The organism is Burkholderia ubonensis subsp. mesacidophila (assembly GCF_002097715.1).
GTDB classification, from domain to species: Bacteria; Pseudomonadota; Gammaproteobacteria; order Burkholderiales; family Burkholderiaceae; genus Burkholderia; species Burkholderia mesacidophila.
The window spans coordinates 782,694-800,063 of the sequence record NZ_CP020738.1 but is presented as its reverse complement, the minus strand read 5'-3'; the positions used below and the strand labels follow the sequence as shown (position 1 = coordinate 800,063).

At 63.1% G+C, this 17,370-nt stretch carries 9 protein-coding genes; 3 read left to right on the top strand and 6 right to left on the bottom strand.

Going from position 1 to position 17,370, the window contains the following annotated elements; genetic code table 11:
• Window positions 1–38 precede the first annotated feature (38 nt).
• The 6 genes from B7P44_RS21180 to B7P44_RS21165 all read right to left on the bottom strand — a co-directional run bounded on the left by B7P44_RS21180 (window position 39) and on the right by B7P44_RS21165 (window position 14,123).
• Window positions 39–545, bottom strand: coding sequence for an SMI1/KNR4 family protein (locus tag B7P44_RS21180; RefSeq protein ID WP_084907971.1), 507 nt, complete (start codon window positions 543–545; stop codon window positions 39–41).
• A gap of 351 nt (window positions 546–896) precedes the next feature.
• A complete protein-coding gene (locus tag B7P44_RS37190; protein ID WP_167389819.1) occupies window positions 897–1,058 on the bottom strand; it encodes a hypothetical protein in 162 nt (53 codons plus the stop codon).
• Window positions 1,059–1,112: 54 nt separating this feature from the next.
• Window positions 1,113–1,754: an immunity protein Imm33 domain-containing protein gene (locus B7P44_RS36535; RefSeq protein ID WP_133117865.1), complete on the bottom strand. Its 642-nt coding sequence runs from the start codon at window positions 1,752–1,754 to the stop codon at window positions 1,113–1,115.
• Window positions 1,755–1,758: 4 nt separating this feature from the next.
• Window positions 1,759–11,196 (bottom strand): hemagglutinin repeat-containing protein, encoded by a 9,438-nt coding sequence (locus B7P44_RS21175; protein ID WP_084907969.1) that lies wholly within the window; start codon window positions 11,194–11,196, stop codon window positions 1,759–1,761.
• A 374-nt stretch (window positions 11,197–11,570) separates the two neighbouring features.
• Complete coding sequence (locus tag B7P44_RS21170; RefSeq protein ID WP_084907968.1) at window positions 11,571–12,881, bottom strand: MFS transporter; 1,311 nt, start codon at window positions 12,879–12,881, stop codon at window positions 11,571–11,573.
• Between the two features lie 159 nt (window positions 12,882–13,040).
• On the bottom strand, window positions 13,041–14,123 hold the full coding sequence (locus B7P44_RS21165; RefSeq protein ID WP_084907966.1) for a tartrate dehydrogenase: 1,083 nt from the start codon (window positions 14,121–14,123) through the stop codon (window positions 13,041–13,043).
• Between the two features lie 108 nt (window positions 14,124–14,231).
• Here B7P44_RS21165 and B7P44_RS21160 point away from each other — a divergent pair, with 108 nt between their 5' ends.
• The 3 genes from B7P44_RS21160 (at window position 14,232) to B7P44_RS21150 (ending at window position 17,346) form a co-directional block, all read left to right on the top strand.
• Window positions 14,232–15,152 (top strand): LysR family transcriptional regulator, encoded by a 921-nt coding sequence (locus B7P44_RS21160; protein ID WP_084907964.1) that lies wholly within the window; start codon window positions 14,232–14,234, stop codon window positions 15,150–15,152.
• 78 nt (window positions 15,153–15,230) lie between these two features.
• Window positions 15,231–15,857 carry a LysE family translocator gene (locus B7P44_RS21155; RefSeq protein ID WP_084907962.1) on the top strand — a complete coding sequence of 209 codons (627 nt, stop codon included), beginning with the start codon at window positions 15,231–15,233 and terminating at the stop codon, window positions 15,855–15,857.
• Between the two features lie 85 nt (window positions 15,858–15,942).
• Window positions 15,943–17,346 (top strand): hypothetical protein, encoded by a 1,404-nt coding sequence (locus B7P44_RS21150; protein WP_084907959.1) that lies wholly within the window; start codon window positions 15,943–15,945, stop codon window positions 17,344–17,346.
• The last annotated feature ends 24 nt before the right edge of the window (window positions 17,347–17,370 follow it).

Genomic DNA, 17,370 nt, shown 5'->3' with positions numbered 1-17,370 from the left:
ACTGGATGTTTCATCAGCCTGGCGCCCCACCGAAACACTTATTCTCCCTTTATTTTCTTGAGAAAATCCGGGGCGATCCATACCTCCCCAACATCGTTCGGATCAAGCCTCACATCATCCACGGAGAATGGTCGCAACATATCCAAGAATTGAGAAATATTCAGCGCCACCTTGGCAAAAGCGTTTTCGCCCGGGATTTCGTGGTCGAAAAAATAGATACTTCCAAACTCATTCCCCTTCATTGACATGCAAACGTAGTTCCCGCCAGATGCATGCGCAATTGGCACGAACTGCGTCGGGCCGGTCTGTTCCACGAGAGATTTCTCATAAAGCACCTTGTCAAATGGAACAAACTGACTCACTCCCGCGTTATTTCCGCCTGGAATATCAAAGATCTTACCTTGAATAAAGGCACCGTTCATCCTACCAAGGAGACTCAAGTACTCTTGGGGCAGCCTCACCCCCAACGCCGCCTCGACACGCAATATTTCATCGGATGACGGCGCAGACAAAATATCACGAGGAATAAGATTAGCCCCCCTCATCCAAAAATCCCAGAAACGACCAAGCCATTAATCATATTTAAAATTCAGAGATTCCACCAATTCGACCCGGCGCCACCGATCGCACATACGATATTAAATCCATCCAGCCTTGGACTATTTCCTTGACATGTCTGCCCGATCGAAACCTTTACTTGCTACTAGCGCCCATCGTATCCGCCCCAACTATTCTCCAGCTGCTGCCACGCCCCGCGATTCAAATTTGAACCCATCGGAACAATATTCAACCTCCCCCAGGCCCATTCAACATCGACGCGATCAAATGCCCGCCACCGTCCCACCATCACCCTCACGCCCTGCCTTGCTGATGGCCGTTTCTATCTTTAGTCAAACTCACATTACGCGTGCAAGTTGCTGCTGCGCCTGCCGATCCTGTTCTGCGTTCGCACGCGCGACGGCAGCTTGGCCGGCAAGCGTGGGGGCCTGCTGCGCCTGCACCTCGGGCGATACCAAGGCTGTGATCGAAAAGACCGCCAACCGTTTCTTGACTTTCATTGTATGGTTGGCTCCCTGATTTTTCTCGAATCACGAAATCCCAATCTTTAAAATTTAATATACCTGGGAAATTTTTTTTACGAAATCATTAGCCGTTGACGATACGACCTTTCCGTTAATCCCGACAACGACTTCGTCACCGGAAAATTTCACGCTCGCACCAGATGGCAGCGCCAAAAATGGAATTATTTTCCGACATTTAATTGCCATCTCGAATAACGAACGAAATTCCAAGCCTGCGTTGACGTTGCGCCCGGAAGTAAGCACCCATCCGGAATTTGAGGCGTCCTCGGCCTCTCGAATCATCGAAAAGTCATTTTGCACGGTGAATTCCGATGAGACGAGTGCAGCCTGTCTAAGGGACGGGTATTCCGGCTCAACTTCCAGCTGCGTGCACAGTTCTTTTTGCACGATGAGGTGACGATAGGTCGTGTTGGCTCCACGAATCCAAGAAATCGGTATCGTAGAAAATTCAGGCTCCCAAACCTCCAATTTCTCATTGTTGCCCGACTTTAACATCACGATCAACCAACCAATTTGAACCGTCTCGCCCTCTTCGAAAACCACTCCACGGCAAATTTGATCTTCAAAATAATTCAAGATCGCCTGCGCGCCAAATTCCAAATCATCGTCCATCGACACCGTAATGTCAGGATGACCATACTTTCCTTTAAAATCACGACCAAAATCCTTCACGATCCTACCTCTTGAGCATTGAATTAAGTTTGTCGGCAAGGTATTGCCTCACCACTTCCGCCTGAGCCGCATTGTTTGCAACATAGTCTGAATTCAATGGCTGACCTTTGTACGTCGTCCACTCGCCCGGCATTTTTGCACCCTTCGAAGAGTTGAATGTACCTGGCAGCCCCTGCGTGTTAATAGGATCGTTGAGCAAAGAACTTTGCTGCTCGGGCGTCAATTGGTCAAATCCAGGCTGTTGCTTGATCCAGTTCTTCGGAATGAAGTGATCCGCTGCCAACGTGTCCTTTGTCGCCACCGTCTTGTTTGTCAACGGGTCAACATACGTTCCACTCGCATTCGCGTTTGCACGCATGGTCGAATTTGGGGTCACCACCGCAGCTAACCCCGACCCGATACTCGGAGAAGCGCCTATTCCTAGTTCGGCGATCAGTTGCGACCCCTGCAACGACTTAAGCGCGTCCATGCCTGCATAGCGAGTGTAGCTCTGAAGCGCGGAGGTACGTAAGGAAAGCAGGTTCGTGTCGGACGACTTGAGGTTGAGCAGTTCGTCCATCTCCGCGGCCGACAAGCTGCCGGTGTTCCGGAGTTTTTGTTGCAGTTGATTCTCGCGACCAGCGTACTCGACTTGCTGTTCGCGAAGGTCGGTCAACACGGCTTTGCAAGTGTCCGCGCTCGCACAGTCCTTGACCTTCGCCTCATTGGCGTTCCAGAGCTGCGCATACTGCTGCTTGACCTTCTGGTTGCACGCGGCTGGGTCCGCCGCCGTCGAACAACTGACCTTCGCCAACGCACGTGCCGTTTGCTGAGGCTGGGTAAGGAAATTGTTTTCGACTTCCGTTTGAGCGGCGGTCGTCGCAGTCGCCGCATTCATACCACCGGCAGCAGCAACGCCAGCGACGATACTTGAAATCAAGTTGCCTTTAGCCTGCTTCTCCGTCGCCGTTTCGTTCGGACTGTCGGCAAACAAATTGCTCAACAGACTCGACGTAGCCGCCCCCATCGCACCAGCGCCACAGCTCTGGCTGCTCGCCGCCGCGCCTGCACACGCAACGATCGCGTGCATGGCCGCGTGCAGGGGACTCCCTTCGGTTACCGCGCCCGTCGCAACCAGGTTGCCGATATAGGATGCACTCTGTTGTTGCAGATAGTTCACCACGCCGGCCTGGACAAACTGCCCGGCGCCACCCGTGACGTTACCGCCCGCAGCCGCCGTCAGCGCAGACAACACCTGACGGTAGCTTCCTCCCGGTCCCCAATCCGCCGTCAACTGATTGGCTTTCTGCTCCGCAGCGGCATGCTGTTCCGGTGTCAAATCAAGATTCTTCGACGCCTTTCTCGCGGCATCCGCTTCCTTCATCCGGTTGTCTACGAACGTGCCAACCTGGTTGATGAACTGGCTCGTGATGTCGAACCCGGCTTGAACCTTGTCTTTGTCGAAGATCGGTGCGAGCGCACCGCCCGTGTTCGACGTATCACGATTGACGCTTGCAACCGTGTCATCGGCGGTCTTGCCGGTGAGCTGCTGTTGCCCGGCGCTGTCGGTAATCTTGATCGTGCCACCGCTGATCCCGCTACGCGTGGTCGAACTCGCATCACCCGAAGCGCTCAACGCAACCGGAGGCGTGGCCGAGAATCCACCGCGATTCGGAAGGTCCGTGCCGGCGACCGGATTGACGTTGTCCGCCGTGCCTTTCTGATTCTTCCCGATCGTGCCGCCGTAGCCCCCCGAAATCCCGACCGACGATGCATCGTACGATGCGTGATTCTGAATATCGCTAGACGTGAGCGTCGCGGTCGACAGGCTGTTCATGCCATCCTCAACAGACTTGTCGCTACTCGCGATCACTCCGCCCTTGAGGTCGGTGTTGCCCTTGACATCGACCTGATAGCCGCCATCGCCCGCCTTGATGCCCGACTCTTCAGCAACCGCGGCGTAGTCACTGTGCATCTTCTGCTGACTGATGTTGCCGGAGACGCTGGACGACCCGGCGCAAATCGGCGGCACGCAGACGCTGACCGACACGCCCGCACTTTGCTGCTTGGAGTCGTAGTGGTCTGTATTCTGTAAGCTCTCGATATTCAGATTGCCGCCCACATCGGCGATGACCTGCTTACCGGACGCAACGGCCCCCTTGAGATTCGTATCGCCGCCCGATTCGATCGTCAGCGTATGGCCGGCCGTCACGTGTGTATTCGACCACGTGGTCGAATCGCCGTTTGCGTTACCCCGATTGCCTGCCACGCCGGCTGTGAACGCAATACCATTCTGCTGGCCAAAACCAATCGATACGCCGACCCCGAAACTGCCGCCGCTGTTGGTTGAATGCAGGCTGCTCGTGCTCTCCGCAGCTTGCAGGTTCACCTTGCCGTCCGCCTTCAGCTTCGTGTCGTTGCCGGCCGAAATCGTGCTGCCGATCACGTCGATGTTGCTGTCCGCGCCTGCGCCCGTCGCCGTGATCGATACATTTCGACCAGCCGATACCGTACTGCCGCCTGCCGTGCTCGCCTGCGCTTGCGATTGACTGTCGCTCTTGCTCGCACCGAGAGAAATATTGATGCCAACCGACTTCGCGGTCGTCGCCGGATCGCCGCCACCCGTAGCGTCGTAGGCGTTTTTCGCGGCAAGCCCGGTCGTCGCGGCGGCCAACGCCGTCAGACGCGCATCGCCCTTGGTCTTCCCTGCTGCCTCAACCATCTGTTTGCCGGTTTGCACTGCCGCGAGCACCGGGCTCGACAAGCCCACCGTCACACCGGCCTGTCGGTATTGCTGCTGCTGGGCCTGACTCATCGTGTCGTAGGCCGAATCCAGCCTGACGCGCTTGCCCGTCACGGCCACATCGTTACCCGCGTGAAGAATCGCGGCCGTGCCGTTCACGTTGTTGCCGGCCTCGATCGACAGGTTCCCGTTGAGCGAACCGATCGAACTTGCATTGTTCGTCAAGGTAGAGGATTGCTGACGATCCGTCATCGACCGCGAACCAATCGTCACCGACATGCCACCGTTCGACAGTAGCCCGGTTTCCTTCTTCTCGTAGTAGGTTGACGATTGGATCGTGTCTTGCGAAGTCTTGATGTTGACATCGCGCGCCGCCTTCAGCGAAACGTCGTCCGTGGCAGCGATTGCACTGCCGGTCACGTTGATGTCGCGACCGCTCGCGATCGTCACGCCATCCGCGGAAATCGTGCTGGCCAGGTTATAGGTGGCAATCTGATCGACGCCGCTTGCGACCTTTGATCCGCTCAGGACACCACTATGGCTATGCGTCTCATGCGAATTCAGCACGTGCGTTTCGGTCGCCGATTCGACGCTCACGTCACCCGCAGCAAGAAGGGAGACCGTGCCTTTATCCAGGCCAATCGAGCTTCCCTTGACAGTAATGTCCTTGCCCGACGCGATCGCCAGGTTCTGTCCGCTGGTCAGCGTCGTTCCCGTCAACGCCTGATCCGACGTATGCAGCGTTTCCGCATAGCTGCCGTGACTGTCGCTGCCTGAACTGTTGCTGTTCACCGTCGAGGTCGCGCTCGCCGTGCCGAGTGTGACGTTGCCCCTGGCCGCGATCGTCCCGCCGCCGCCCAGGTCGATGTGTGCGCCTTTCGCCGAGAAATCGCCGCCGACGTTGATGTCGGAAATACCGCCGACCTTGACCGTACTGCCGACCGCGCTGTTGATGTCCGTATTCGACACGCCATTCGCGCGCTGCACGATCTTGTGCTCGCCGGTCTGTTGCGTGCCGAGCGTCCAGTTGCCGCCGATATCGGTGCCGAGGTTGCCGCCGACGGTCAGATTTCCTGCGTTCTGCTGGAAGTTGCCGCCTGTCTTGATCGCTGCATCACCCGTCACGTCCACTTGTGCGGTCGGCCCGAGCGTCGTCGTGATACTCGTTGCGCCATCGCGGCTCACCCGTTTATCCGTCTTCGTCGCGGTATCGAGAATCAGGTCGCCGCCCGCATCCACGTTCAGGCTGCCGGCCTTGACCTTGGCCGACGTCAAGTCGACATTGCCGGCCGTCGTCAGCGACATGAGGCCGCCGCTTTGCAGCGCGCCGAACGCGTTGTCGATCTGCTTGCCCTGAATCGACAGCGTATTGTCCGCCTTGATCGTGCCGCTGTTCGTGAACGACTGCGCGTCCTTCAAATCGATGTCGGTCGCGGTGATCAGCGGGCCATTGATGTTCTGCTGATTGGCCTTCGCGAGATAGACGACCGGCACCAGCACCGGCTGGCCGTCGACCACCCGCGTTTCCATCATGATGACGTTGCCGGTCAGCTTCGACACCTGATCGCCCGTCAGGCTCGCGCCGATCGGCAGATCAAGTTGCTTGTCCAGCGCCGCGCCTGCCTCCAGAAGCGATTGGTACATCGCCTGGAGATCCGTGTACGGACCCAGCACCGCACGGCCGGTCAGCGCCGTGACCTGATTGCGTACCAGCTGCTGTTCGTAGAAGCCATCACCCAAACGCTTCGGAATGTGGGTGAGATCGACGCCGATCTGCCCAAAAAAGTAATCGCTCGACAGGAAATTCTTCTGGTTCGTGAACGCAGGGTTCGTCTCGATCACGTAACTCGCGTTCGGCGCGGTATCCGGCTTGAACAGCCCCCCTTGCGGAATCGTCAGGTTGTTCAGCACGTTCAACGCCGTCGCGCTGGCGATGAGCGGATCGACTTTGGTGGACGCGCCGCCATGTACCGACGAAGCCGCCGACTTCGCGCCGCTCGCATTGCCGCTCAGGCCACCGAACGTCAGCCCCGGCACCGCTTGCCCCGGAAGCAGTCCGAGCGACGGAATCGACGCGTTGGCCGCCGTGTTGTTGATGCTGATGCCGGTTCCGGAAATCGTGCCGTTCACGCCCAGGGTCGAGTCGTAGCTCGGCAACGCATACGTCTTGACCGACGCCGGCGCCGCCTGCGTATATCCGCCCGGACGCCCCGTCACGAACGGGGCATTGCCGAACGGCAACTGCCAGTTGTATTCGGTGTTGTCGTAGTTGTTGTAGTGATATTGCCCGGAGTACGACACGGTAACGCTCGGCGCCTGCTGGCCGGTGGCGGCCCAGCCGTTACCGTCGTAATGCTGCGGCATCGCGATATTGCCGACGGCTGTGATGTTGCTCCAGTAGTTTTGCAGGTTGCCGACCGACGACGCGTTGATGTTGCCGCCCGACACGATTTGCGCGGCCGGGCTGATGCCCGTCACGGTCGTCGCGGTCGCGCTGTCCGCGTAGTAGGTCGTGTACTGATATGTACTGTTCCACTGGCCGCCGTGAGGCGGATCGGTATACACCCCCCCGATGCTGTTCGGGTCCTTGACGCCGATCTGCCCGGTCTGGCCTTTGATGGGAACGCCGAACTGCGCCAGCGTCGCCGGATCGATCGAGCCGGTCGAGGTCGTCATCACGCGACGCGTGTTCGTCACCTTGTCGGCATGCAGCTCCATGTCGCCGCCAGACTGGATCAGCGCAGACACGTTGTTGACCAGCGCCGCATTCGTGTAATTGCCGCCGGCATCCTTGCCGCCCGCCAACACGACCTTGCCCATGCCGAAGATCGCCGTCTGGGCCATCGTGTCGGTCGCCGTCGCGTCGTCGCGGTTCTCGATGTCGTTGGCGAGAATTTCGAGCGTGCCGTTGCTGTCCGAGCCGCCGATCAGCGCGGTCGGCCCGAGGTTCGACACCGTACCCGTTGCATTGAGCGACGTGCTGCCGCCCACGATCGCACCCGTGTTGGTCAGATTGACAGATTGCGTACGCAGCAGTCCGCCCGCCGACAACGCGCCCGAGTTGACGATGTTGCCGGCATTGACGCTCAGGTTGTTGACCGACTGCACGTTGCCGCTGTTGTCGAACGTGCCCAGCAGCGTAAAGGCAAGGTCATGGCCGACGTTGAACTGGTAGCCGGGCGTCACCGAAAAGTCACCCTGCAGGTTTACGTTCGCATCGTGAGTTGCGCCGTACGTGCCGCCGCCTTGCAGCGTCGCAGCCGTTACCGTGAGGTCGTGCGTCGAGCTGATTTGCCCGTTCGTGTTCGTGATCGCGCCGGTCATCGTCACGTTCACATCGCCGCTCGAATTGGCGATGTTGCCGATCTGCCCGCCGCTGTTGTCCAACGTGCTGCCCTGGACGTGCAGCGCCGCGCCGCTCAGTTGCCCGCCTTGCGTGTTGGAAATCGATGCCGCGCTGACCGTCACGTCGCCGTTACCGGTGATCGCGCCCATGCCCGACACGCCGCCCGCGTGGCTGTTGGTGATCTGGCTGCCGCCTCGCACGGTCATCGCGCCCGCGCCGAGATCGACGATCGATCCGTCCGCATTGCTGATCGAACCGGATTGAATGGCGAGCGTGCTCGCATCACCCGGCGTCGACTGGCCGGCTTGAAGGTGGCCGCCCTGGTTCGCCAGAGCGCCGCCGTTGGTCAGCGACAGCGACGCCCCCGAACGCACCAGCCCCTGCGCGTTGTTCACGTCGCCCGCGATCGTTCCGGTCATCCCGCCCTGCGCCGCGAGAATACCGCTCGAGTTGTCCCAACTGCTCGCGTCGACAACCGCTTGCCCCTTGGTGACGATGGTGCCCGATGCGTTGTTCAGCGCGCTCGCGCCATTGGCCGGTGCGATCTTCAACGTACCCGTCCCGGCATGCGTAATCGTCCCGCCGGCATTGTTCAACTGGGCCGGGGTGAGGGTGAGGTCCCGGCTGTTGGTCTGGATCGTACCGCCCGCGGAGTTGTCCAGCGTGCCGCTGACATTGACGCTCATTGCCGACGACCCATATTGCGTGATCGTGCCGCCATGGTTCGTCAGGTTCGGCGTGGTCAGCACGAGCTGATTGGTTTCGAGCTTGCCCCCGCTGTTATCCAGCGTCGAATCGGCGGTAACTGACAGGTTCGGCGCAACGATCAAACCGCTCTGGTTCGTCATCGAGCCCGTGTGAATCGTCGCATTCGTGATCGCGCCGATCCGGCCGCCGTCGTTCGTCAGCGTGCCGCTGGTCAAGCCAAGATCCGTATCGGAAGACAGCTTGCCGTTCTTGTTGTTCAGCACGCCGCCGACCGTGGCCGACAAGCCGGTTTGACCGTTGATCGAACCCGATGTGTTGTTCAGCGCGCCGGTTTGGGCCACGACGCGCCCATTGCTCGTGATCGTGCCGCCGACGTTCGAAACCGAACCTGTTCCGCTACCGAGCGTCAGCGTGCCGGCGCCCGCATGGGTCAGCGTGCCGCCGTCGTTCACCAGCGTCGCGGGAGCGAGCGTCAGGTCGGTACTGTTGGTTTGCAGCGTGCCGCCGCTGGAATTGTCGACGGTGCCGCTGACGTTGACGGCCATCGCAGCAGCCCCGGTCTGCGTGATCGTGCCGCCATGGTTCACAAGGCCGGTCGCGTTCAACGACACCTGATTCGCCTGGACGGTCCCGGCGCTGTTGTCCAGGATCGTGCCGGTCAGCGTCGCCGTCTGCCCTGCGATCGTGCCGCCGCTGTTGGTCAGGTGCGCGCCGGCATTGACCGTCGCGTTCTGCGAGGCCTTGAGCGTCCCCCGGCCGTTGTCGACCGATTGACCGGAAACGCCGAGATTCGCGCCGGCCGTGATCGCGCCGTGGTTGACGACATTCCCGCCTTGCACGGTCACGTTGCCGTTGCCGCCGATCACGCCGCCTTGCGCGCCGTTCGCCGTCGTGCCGGCCACGTTCGCGAGCTGGCCGCTCGTCGTGACCGACAGGCCGTCGCTGTTGAGCGACACGACGCGACCGCCGGTGTTGTCCAGCGACGTGCCGGACACGGTCATGCCGGCAGCGCTTTGCACCGTGCCTTGATTGTTCGCGATGGTGCCGCCGCGCAGCGCCAGCGTGCTTTTCGATACCAATGAGCCGGACTGGTTGGCGAATTGCCCGGAGGTGGCCGTCACCGACAGCGGCCCCTGCGACGACACCTTGCCGCCCTGGTTCGATACGCTGCCGGCCGTTACCGTGGTGCTGCCCTGGCTCGACAGTTCGCCATGATCGTTGACGACCGCGCCCGCGGCGTTCGCAGTGACCGCCCCTTGGGCGCTCGTCGTCGCGTTCGCGAGATTCACGTCTCCGGTCGTCGCGGTCAGCGACAGGTTGCCGTTCGCGGCCGTCGTGCTGCCGGCGAGGTTCACGCCGTCGCCCTTCGCCGTGACGTTCCCGCCCGCAACGTTCTTGCCGGTCGCGCTCAACGTGCCCGTTGTCGTGAGCTGCAGGTCGCCGGCTTGCGTGACGGCGCCGTCGCTGTTCACGCCCGCGCCGAGCGTACCCGTCGAGTTCAGCGCACCCGCGTTCACGCCCGCGTTATGCTGCGCGGCCAGCGTGCCGGTATTCACCACATCCGCGCCCGTATTCAGGGATACCGACTGCTGACTGTAGGTCGTGCCGCTGTTTTCGACACCGCCGGCCGCCGAAACCGCGATGTTGCCGAGCGCGCTCGTCTTGCCCGACAGCACCAGGCGGCCCTGAGTCGTCAGCGTCAGGCCCGCCGCGTCCGCCGCGATCGTGCCGGCATTGCGCACCCCTACGCCGCCTTCGGTGCCGACCAGGAAAATCCGGTTCGAGTACATGCCGCCGAGCTGGCCGACGTCGATCGCGACGGCCGGCGCTGCGCCGGCGCCCTGAATCGGGGTTGCCTGGAGCGTGTCGTGATTGACCTGATTCGCGCCCGCGACGACGTTCAGATTGTTCGCGTAAATCGCCGCGTTGGCGTGCACGGCTCTGGCGATCACGTCAACCTGGTCGATATTCGATGCATTGAGGCCTGCGCCTTGCACGGTAATCAGGCCGCGATTGACATTGAAGCCCGCCAGTGAACCGTCCGCGTTCAACGTCGGTGTCCCGGTGGTCAAAATTGCGCGCGAGGTATTGATGAATCCACCGCCGTCCACCACCAATCCGGACGGATTCGAAATGATCACTTCGGCGCGTTGGCCTGCGACCTCGACGAAACCGCGCAATTGCGATGGATTGCTGCTGTTGACTTCATTGACGATGATCCGCGCCGCCGTGTTCGGGGCGAAGTTCGGGTTGCCGTTGATATAGCCCGCTTGCTGCGTGTTCGTGATGACCGGCGAATTGTTCAACAAGACGCCGGGCTTCTGGACGTCGAACTGGGAATAGCTATTCAAGGAAACGCCGCTGTTGCTCGGGGCGTTGATATTGACCTGCGGCAATCCGTTCGGAGTCTGAACGACCTTCGGCGCGTTCGCGCCCGCCCCCACGACCTGGGCATGCGCCCACATCGGCGTGACGCCGGCTGCCATCAGCACGGCAAAGGCCGCATGACGCAGCGCGAACCGCGCCGGCGCGAACGGCGCTCCGCCGCCGGCCATGCGCACGGTTTCCCCCCGGCCTGTTTTGCCTGATGCAACCGCGGTTTCTTCAACCGCGACCAGCATGCCGCGCACGCGGCTGAAGACAAGGCGATATTGGTTTTTATTCATGACTGTCGGAAACGGTCTCTTCGCACGAAGCTTGTAATGCGGTAAAACCCGCAACACGTAATAGACCGTAATCCGCAGAACACATGTGTTAACAACTGTCAGTACTTCTACCAACAGTTGTCAGATAGCTCGCACAACGACTCGATTCACTCGTCCGGCTTGGTAATCGATAAAAATCGCCTGATATGACGCGCATATCGGATGGCCGAATCTCGCCGCCAATGCCCAAAATACCTAAAGCCCGCGCGAAGCGGGCTTAAGCGTGGTTTTTTGTTTCCGGAGCCTTTCTGCATGTCCTCAGGATGCGCGACATTTCCTGTCCGTCGCGCGCCGTCCGGTTCCAGCCGATGCCTCTCCCCATCGTCCCGCAACCATCAGCGATGCTGCCGCACCCCCGACACCGCCTCCCGCTGCGCCCCCTTCCGGCTCAACAGCAGCGTGACGACCGCCGACACCGCGAGCGTCCCCGCGACCACATACAACCCGGCCGCATACCCGCCCGTCACGTTCTTCAGCCAGCCGATCGCGAACGGCCCGACGAACCCGCCGAGGTTGCCGATCGAATTGATCATCGCGATGCCCGCGGCCGCGCCGGCGCCCGACAGGAACGTGCTCGGCATCGCCCACAGCGGCGCCTTCGCGGCGCTGATGCCGATGTTGACGACGACGAGCGCGAGCACGGTCAGGAGCGCGGTGCCCGCCTGCCCCGCGAAGATGAAGCCGACACACGCCAGCACGCACGGAATCACGACGTGCCAGGTGCGCTCCTCGGTGCGATCCGAGTGCCGCGCCCAGAGGATCATCGCGACGACCGCCGCGATACTCGGAATGCCGGTGAGCAGGCCCGTCTGCAGCGCGCTGAAGCCGAACTGCCTGACCATCAGCGGCGCCCACAGCCCGAGCGTATACAACCCGGCCGACGTGCCGAAGTAGATCAGCGCGAGCGCCAGCACGCGCGGATCGCGCAGCGCCTGCCACGCGCCGGCCGTATGGCCCGCATGCGTGTGACGCGCGTCCGCCTCCGACTTCAGCTTCGCAATCAGCCAGTCGCGCTCGTCGGGCTGCAGCCATGCGGCCTTCGACGGCGAATCGGTCAGGAACGCCAGCACGACGAAGCCGAGCAGCACGGCGGGCAGCGCCTCGATGACATACAGCAGTTGCCAGTCCGCAAGCCCGAACATCGGCGGCAGCTGCATGATCGCGCCCGACAGCGGCGAGCCGATCGCCGTCGAGATCGGCGCGGCGGCCATGAACCACGCGGCGGCCACCGCGCGCTGCTTCGCGGGGAACCACAGGCTCAGGTACAGGATGATGCCGGGAAAGAACCCCGCCTCGGCGACGCCGAGCAGGAAGCGCAGCACGTAGAAGCTGGTCGGGCCGGCCGCGAACGCGGACACGGCCGACACGATGCCCCACGTGATCATCACGCGCGCGATCCAGATTCGCGCGCCGACGCGATGGAGAATCAGGTTGGACGGCACCTCGAACAGGAAGTAGCCGATGAAGAACAGGCCGCCGCCGAGCCCGAACGCGGTCGGCGACAGGCCGATCGCCTTGTTCATCGTCATCGCGGCGAAGCCGACGTTGACCCGGTCGAGGAAGCTGACGAAATACAGCAGCATCACGAATGGAATGATGCGCCACATCAGTTTCCGCGCGACGCGGGATTCCAGGTTGGCTTGCATGTGTCTCCTCCTTCGAGGGTCGAGCCTGGGCTCTGTCTGTCAAAACCCGACGCCTGCCGGTTGCAGGTGCGTCGTTGCCCGGCTCGCGTCGCGTGCGCGAGTCGCGGGCGGAAGGTTCGCGCGCGACGTGGGTGAGACGCCGCCGCCGCGCGCTGCCGCTTAGGCCGCGACCTCGACTTTCCCGACAAGCTCGCAGACCGCCGCGGTCACCTGCGCGGTGGTCGCCTTGCCGCCGAGATCGCCGGTGTGCAGCGACGGGTCCGCGGTCACGGTTTCGATCGCGTGCATCACGCGCGCGGCCGCGTCCGTTTCGCCGAGATGCTCGAGCAGCATCACGACCGACCAGAACGTGCCGATCGGATTCGCAAGACCCTTGCCCATGATGTCGAACGCGGAGCCGTGGATCGGCTCGAACATCGACGGATAGCGGCGCTCCGGATCGATGTTGCCGGTCGGCGCGATGCCGAGGCTGCCGGCGAGCGCGGCGGCGAGGTCGCTCAGGATGTCGGCGTGCAGGTTCGTCGCGACGATCGTGTCGAGCGTCGCCGGACGGTTCACCATCCGCGCGGTGGCCGCGTCGACGAGTTCCTTGTCCCACGTCACGTCGGGGAAGTCCTTCGCAACCTGCTTCGCGATCTCGTCCCACATCACCATCGCGTGACGCTGCGCGTTGCTCTTCGTGATGACCGTCAGCCGCTTGCGCGGCCGCGATTGCGCAAGCCGGAACGCGAAGCGCATGATGCGCTCGACGCCCGCGCGCGTGAGGATCGACACGTCGGTCGCCGCTTCGAGCGGATGGCCCTGGTGCACGCGGCCGCCGACGCCCGAATACTCGCCTTCCGAGTTCTCGCGGACGATCACCCAGTCCAGGTCTTCGGGCTTGCAGCGCTTCAGCGGCGCGTCGATGCCGGGCAGGATGCGCGTCGGGCGCACGTTCGCGTACTGGTCGAGCCCCTGGCAGATCTTCAGGCGCAAGCCCCACAGCGTCACGTGGTCGGGCACGTCCGGGTCGCCCGCCGAGCCGAACAGGATCGCGTCCTTGCCGCGCAGCGCGTCCAGCCCGTCGGCGGGCATCATCACGCCGTGCGCGCGGTAGTAGTCGGCGCCCCAGTCGAAATTCTCGAACTCGAACGCAAAGCGCCGGCTGCCGCGCGCAAGCGCCTCCAGCACCTGCTTGCCGGCCGGCACCACCTCCTTGCCGATGCCGTCGCCGGGAATCGTCGCGATACGGTACGTCTTCATGTCTCCATCCTCGAATGATCGTGATCGTGGACGCACTGTACTCAACTTGAAGCGCGGCAACCGGTGCTAAACTCAAAGCATCTTTAACCTGAATTCACAAGTGAAGCGATGGCGGATGCGGTCCAGCCGGCCGATCTCGGCTTCTTTTCCACGCTCGCCGCGTCGGGCAGCCTGAGCGCCGCCGCGCGCGAGCTCGGCCTCACCGCGGCGGCGGTCAGCAAGCGGCTTACGCTGATGGAGCAGCGCGCGGGCGTGACGCTCGTGAACCGCACGACGCGGCGGATGATGCTGACGCCCGAAGGCGAGGTCTACCTGGAATACGCGCGCCGAATCCTCGACCAGATGGACGAGCTCGGCGAACTGCTCGGCAATGCGAAGAAGACGCCGAAGGGGCTCTTGCGCGTGAACGCGACGCTCGGCTTCGGGCGCAGCCACGTCGGGCCGGCGATCTCGCGCTTCGTCGCGCGCTATCCGGAAGTCGCGGTGCAACTGCAGCTGTCGGTGATGCCGCCGCCGCTCACCGACGACGCGTTCGACGTTTGCATCCGCTTCGGCGAGCCGCCCGATACGCGGGTCGTCGCGCGGCGGCTCGCGCCGAACCGGCGGCTCCTGTGCGCGGCGCCCGCGTACCTCGCGAAGCACGGCACGCCGGCCACGCCGCGTGACCTGACGCGACACAACTGCATCGGCATCCGCCAGGGCGACGAAGGGTATGGCGTGTGGCGGCTGACGAGCGGCCGCGGCGCGGCGCGCAAGACGGAAGCGGTGCGCATCAACGGCAACCTGACCACGAACGACGGGGAGATCGCCGTCAAATGGGCGCTCGACGGGCACGGGGTCCTGATGCGCGCGGAGTGGGACATCGACGACTATCTCGCCGACGGCCGCCTCGTCGTCGTGCTGCCCGACTACGAGACGACGGGCGCGGACATCTATGCGGTCTATGCGCAGCGTCATCAGATGTCCACACGGATTCGCGCGTTCGTCGAGTTTCTCGCGGCCGAGCTCGGGCGGTTGCAAAAGGCGTAGGCCGGCGTCGCACGGCGCCGCGGCGAACGGACTACAATGCGCCGATCCGTCGTCCCGACGCCGCGCCCCGGAGCCGCCATGTTCGACCTGACCACGCTGACCACCTTCATCGCCGTCGTGCTGGGCCTGTTCCTGATTCCCGGCCCCGCGGTGCTGCTCGTGCTGAGCCGCTCCGCGCAGGGCGGCCGCAAGACCGGCATCCTGACCGGCCTCGGCGTCGCGAGCGGCGATTTCGTCCACACGCTGTTCGCGGCCGTCGGATTGTCCACGCTGTTGATGACGTCGGCGCTCGCGTTCAACGTCGTCAAGCTGGTCGGCGCGGCCTACCTGATCTATCTCGGCGTGCGCGCGGTGCTCGAGAAGCCTGCCGATCCGTCGCTGCCGAAGGTGCCGTCCGTCACGCCGCTCGAAGCGTATCTGCAGGCCATTCCCGCCGAAGTGCTGAATCCGAAAACCGCGCTGTTCTTTCTCGCGTTCATGCCGCAATTCGTACATCCGGAGCGCGGCTCGACGTTCGTGCAGTTCGCGGTGCTCGGGCTGATCTTCGTCGCGCTCAGCTCGCTCTATACGACGCTGATCGCGCTGTCGGTCCGCCCGCTCGGCCGTCTCGTGAAGCGGCTGTCGTGGCTCACGCGCTGGCAGGGCAAGATCGTCGGCGTGATCTTCATTTCCCTCGGGCTGAAGGTCGCCGCGCAGCAGCGGTGACGGCGGACGCCGCGGCCGATCCGGCCGCCCGCCGAATTCCTGTGATCCCGCGTACGATGCGGGACCAACGACAACAACAATCGACATGTCCCCATCCCCCGATGCGCGCCGCAAACGGCTCACCCGCCGCTTCGTCCAGACGATCGCCGTCGTGGCCGCGCTGGCGCTCCTCTTGTGGCGCGTGCTGTCGCCTCCCGGTCCGAAACCGCGCGACGTGCAGGCCCCTCCTGGCGCGTCGCACATCACGATCGCGCTCACCGATCTGTACATGCCGTTTCTCTCGCCGGATGAAAACGCCGACCTGCGCAGCCGGCTGCCGGACCACGTCGAAGTCGTCGCGCATTACGTGCGCACCACCACCCGCTACAGCCTGTTCTCGTGCAGCCCCGGCATCGCCTGCCTGCCGGACCCACAGTGGGACCAGCAAGTCGATGACGAGATCCTGCGTCTTCCCGCGCAGGTCACGCCGCGCGCCGGGGACGCGGCGCGCACCATCAGCTTCGACCTGCCGCACCGGCTCGACGGCGGCTACTCGATCTCGTGGTTCCTGGTCGACCTGTCGCTCGACGCGCTGACGCGCCAGCCCGGCTACCGCGCGCTCGTCAGGAAGACCGACACGCCCGACTACAAGCCGCTCGATCCGATGGCGCCCAGTCTCGAATACGGCGTCGGCTTCGAGGACCATGACCTCGGCGTTGCGCCGCGCTACGCGCAGGACTGCCTCGACGCGCTGCTGCCGGTCAACGTGCCCGAGATCGCGATCCCGATCGTGACGGCGCTCACGACCAGCTCGCCGCGCATGTCGCTGTCCGTCAGGAACGCGCGCTGCCCGCTGTCCGACGTCGACGGCGACTTCCACACGACGGCCGGCGTCAGGATCGGCGCCGCCCCCGGCCGGCTGCCGCCGGGCCGGATCGCCGCCGCGCAGGCGAAGCTGGATCTGGACGGCACGCACGGCGTCACGCGCCTGTACGGCTCGATCCGGCCGACGCCGGCTATGACGCGCTGGTATCGGCGCAACGAGGCCGGCATCGACGGATCCCTGATCGAATTCGGCCCGTACCGGCGGCTGGAGCTGCGCACGCGCTTCGACAACGCCTATCCGGTGAAGCAGACGCTGCCGATCCGGACCGAGACGTGGACCTTCTTCGACGATGCGCTCGTCGGCTACACCGCCGACATCGACTACTACATCGACACGGCAGCAGGCCACTCGGTCCTGTTCCGGATGCAGTGGGAGCAGTACTTCCGCGATGGCCGGACCGTGTGGACGCAAACGACGACCCGGCCCTGCGACGACGTGCTCTGCGACACCTCCGTGATGGGCGACCAGGAAGCGGAGGCAATCAGCCACGACGTGCTGGCCGCCAGCCGGAAAGCGCTCGGCGAGCTGCAGGGTGCGATGGCGAAGCCGTACGATGCGCTGCAGGCGGACGCGCGCGCGTATCTTCAGTTGCGCAGCGCCTTGAAGCCGGACGACACGCATTGACGCGAGCCGGCTGCGCGCGATGGC

Excerpts from the sequence above, each read along its gene's own strand:
- B7P44_RS21180 (WP_084907971.1), bottom strand. The coding sequence starts at position 545 with ATGAGGGGGGCTAATCTTATTCCTCGTGATATTTTGTCTGCGCCGTCA.
- B7P44_RS21175 (WP_084907969.1), bottom strand. The coding sequence starts at position 11,196 with ATGAATAAAAACCAATATCGCCTTGTCTTCAGCCGCGTGCGCGGCATG.
- B7P44_RS21150 (WP_084907959.1), top strand. The coding sequence starts at position 15,943 with ATGTCCCCATCCCCCGATGCGCGCCGCAAACGGCTCACCCGCCGCTTC.
- B7P44_RS21165 (WP_084907966.1), bottom strand. The coding sequence starts at position 14,123 with ATGAAGACGTACCGTATCGCGACGATTCCCGGCGACGGCATCGGCAAG.
- B7P44_RS21160 (WP_084907964.1), top strand. The coding sequence starts at position 14,232 with ATGGCGGATGCGGTCCAGCCGGCCGATCTCGGCTTCTTTTCCACGCTC.
- B7P44_RS21170 (WP_084907968.1), bottom strand. The coding sequence starts at position 12,881 with ATGCAAGCCAACCTGGAATCCCGCGTCGCGCGGAAACTGATGTGGCGC.
- B7P44_RS37190 (WP_167389819.1), bottom strand. The coding sequence starts at position 1,058 with ATGAAAGTCAAGAAACGGTTGGCGGTCTTTTCGATCACAGCCTTGGTA.
- B7P44_RS21155 (WP_084907962.1), top strand. The coding sequence starts at position 15,231 with ATGTTCGACCTGACCACGCTGACCACCTTCATCGCCGTCGTGCTGGGC.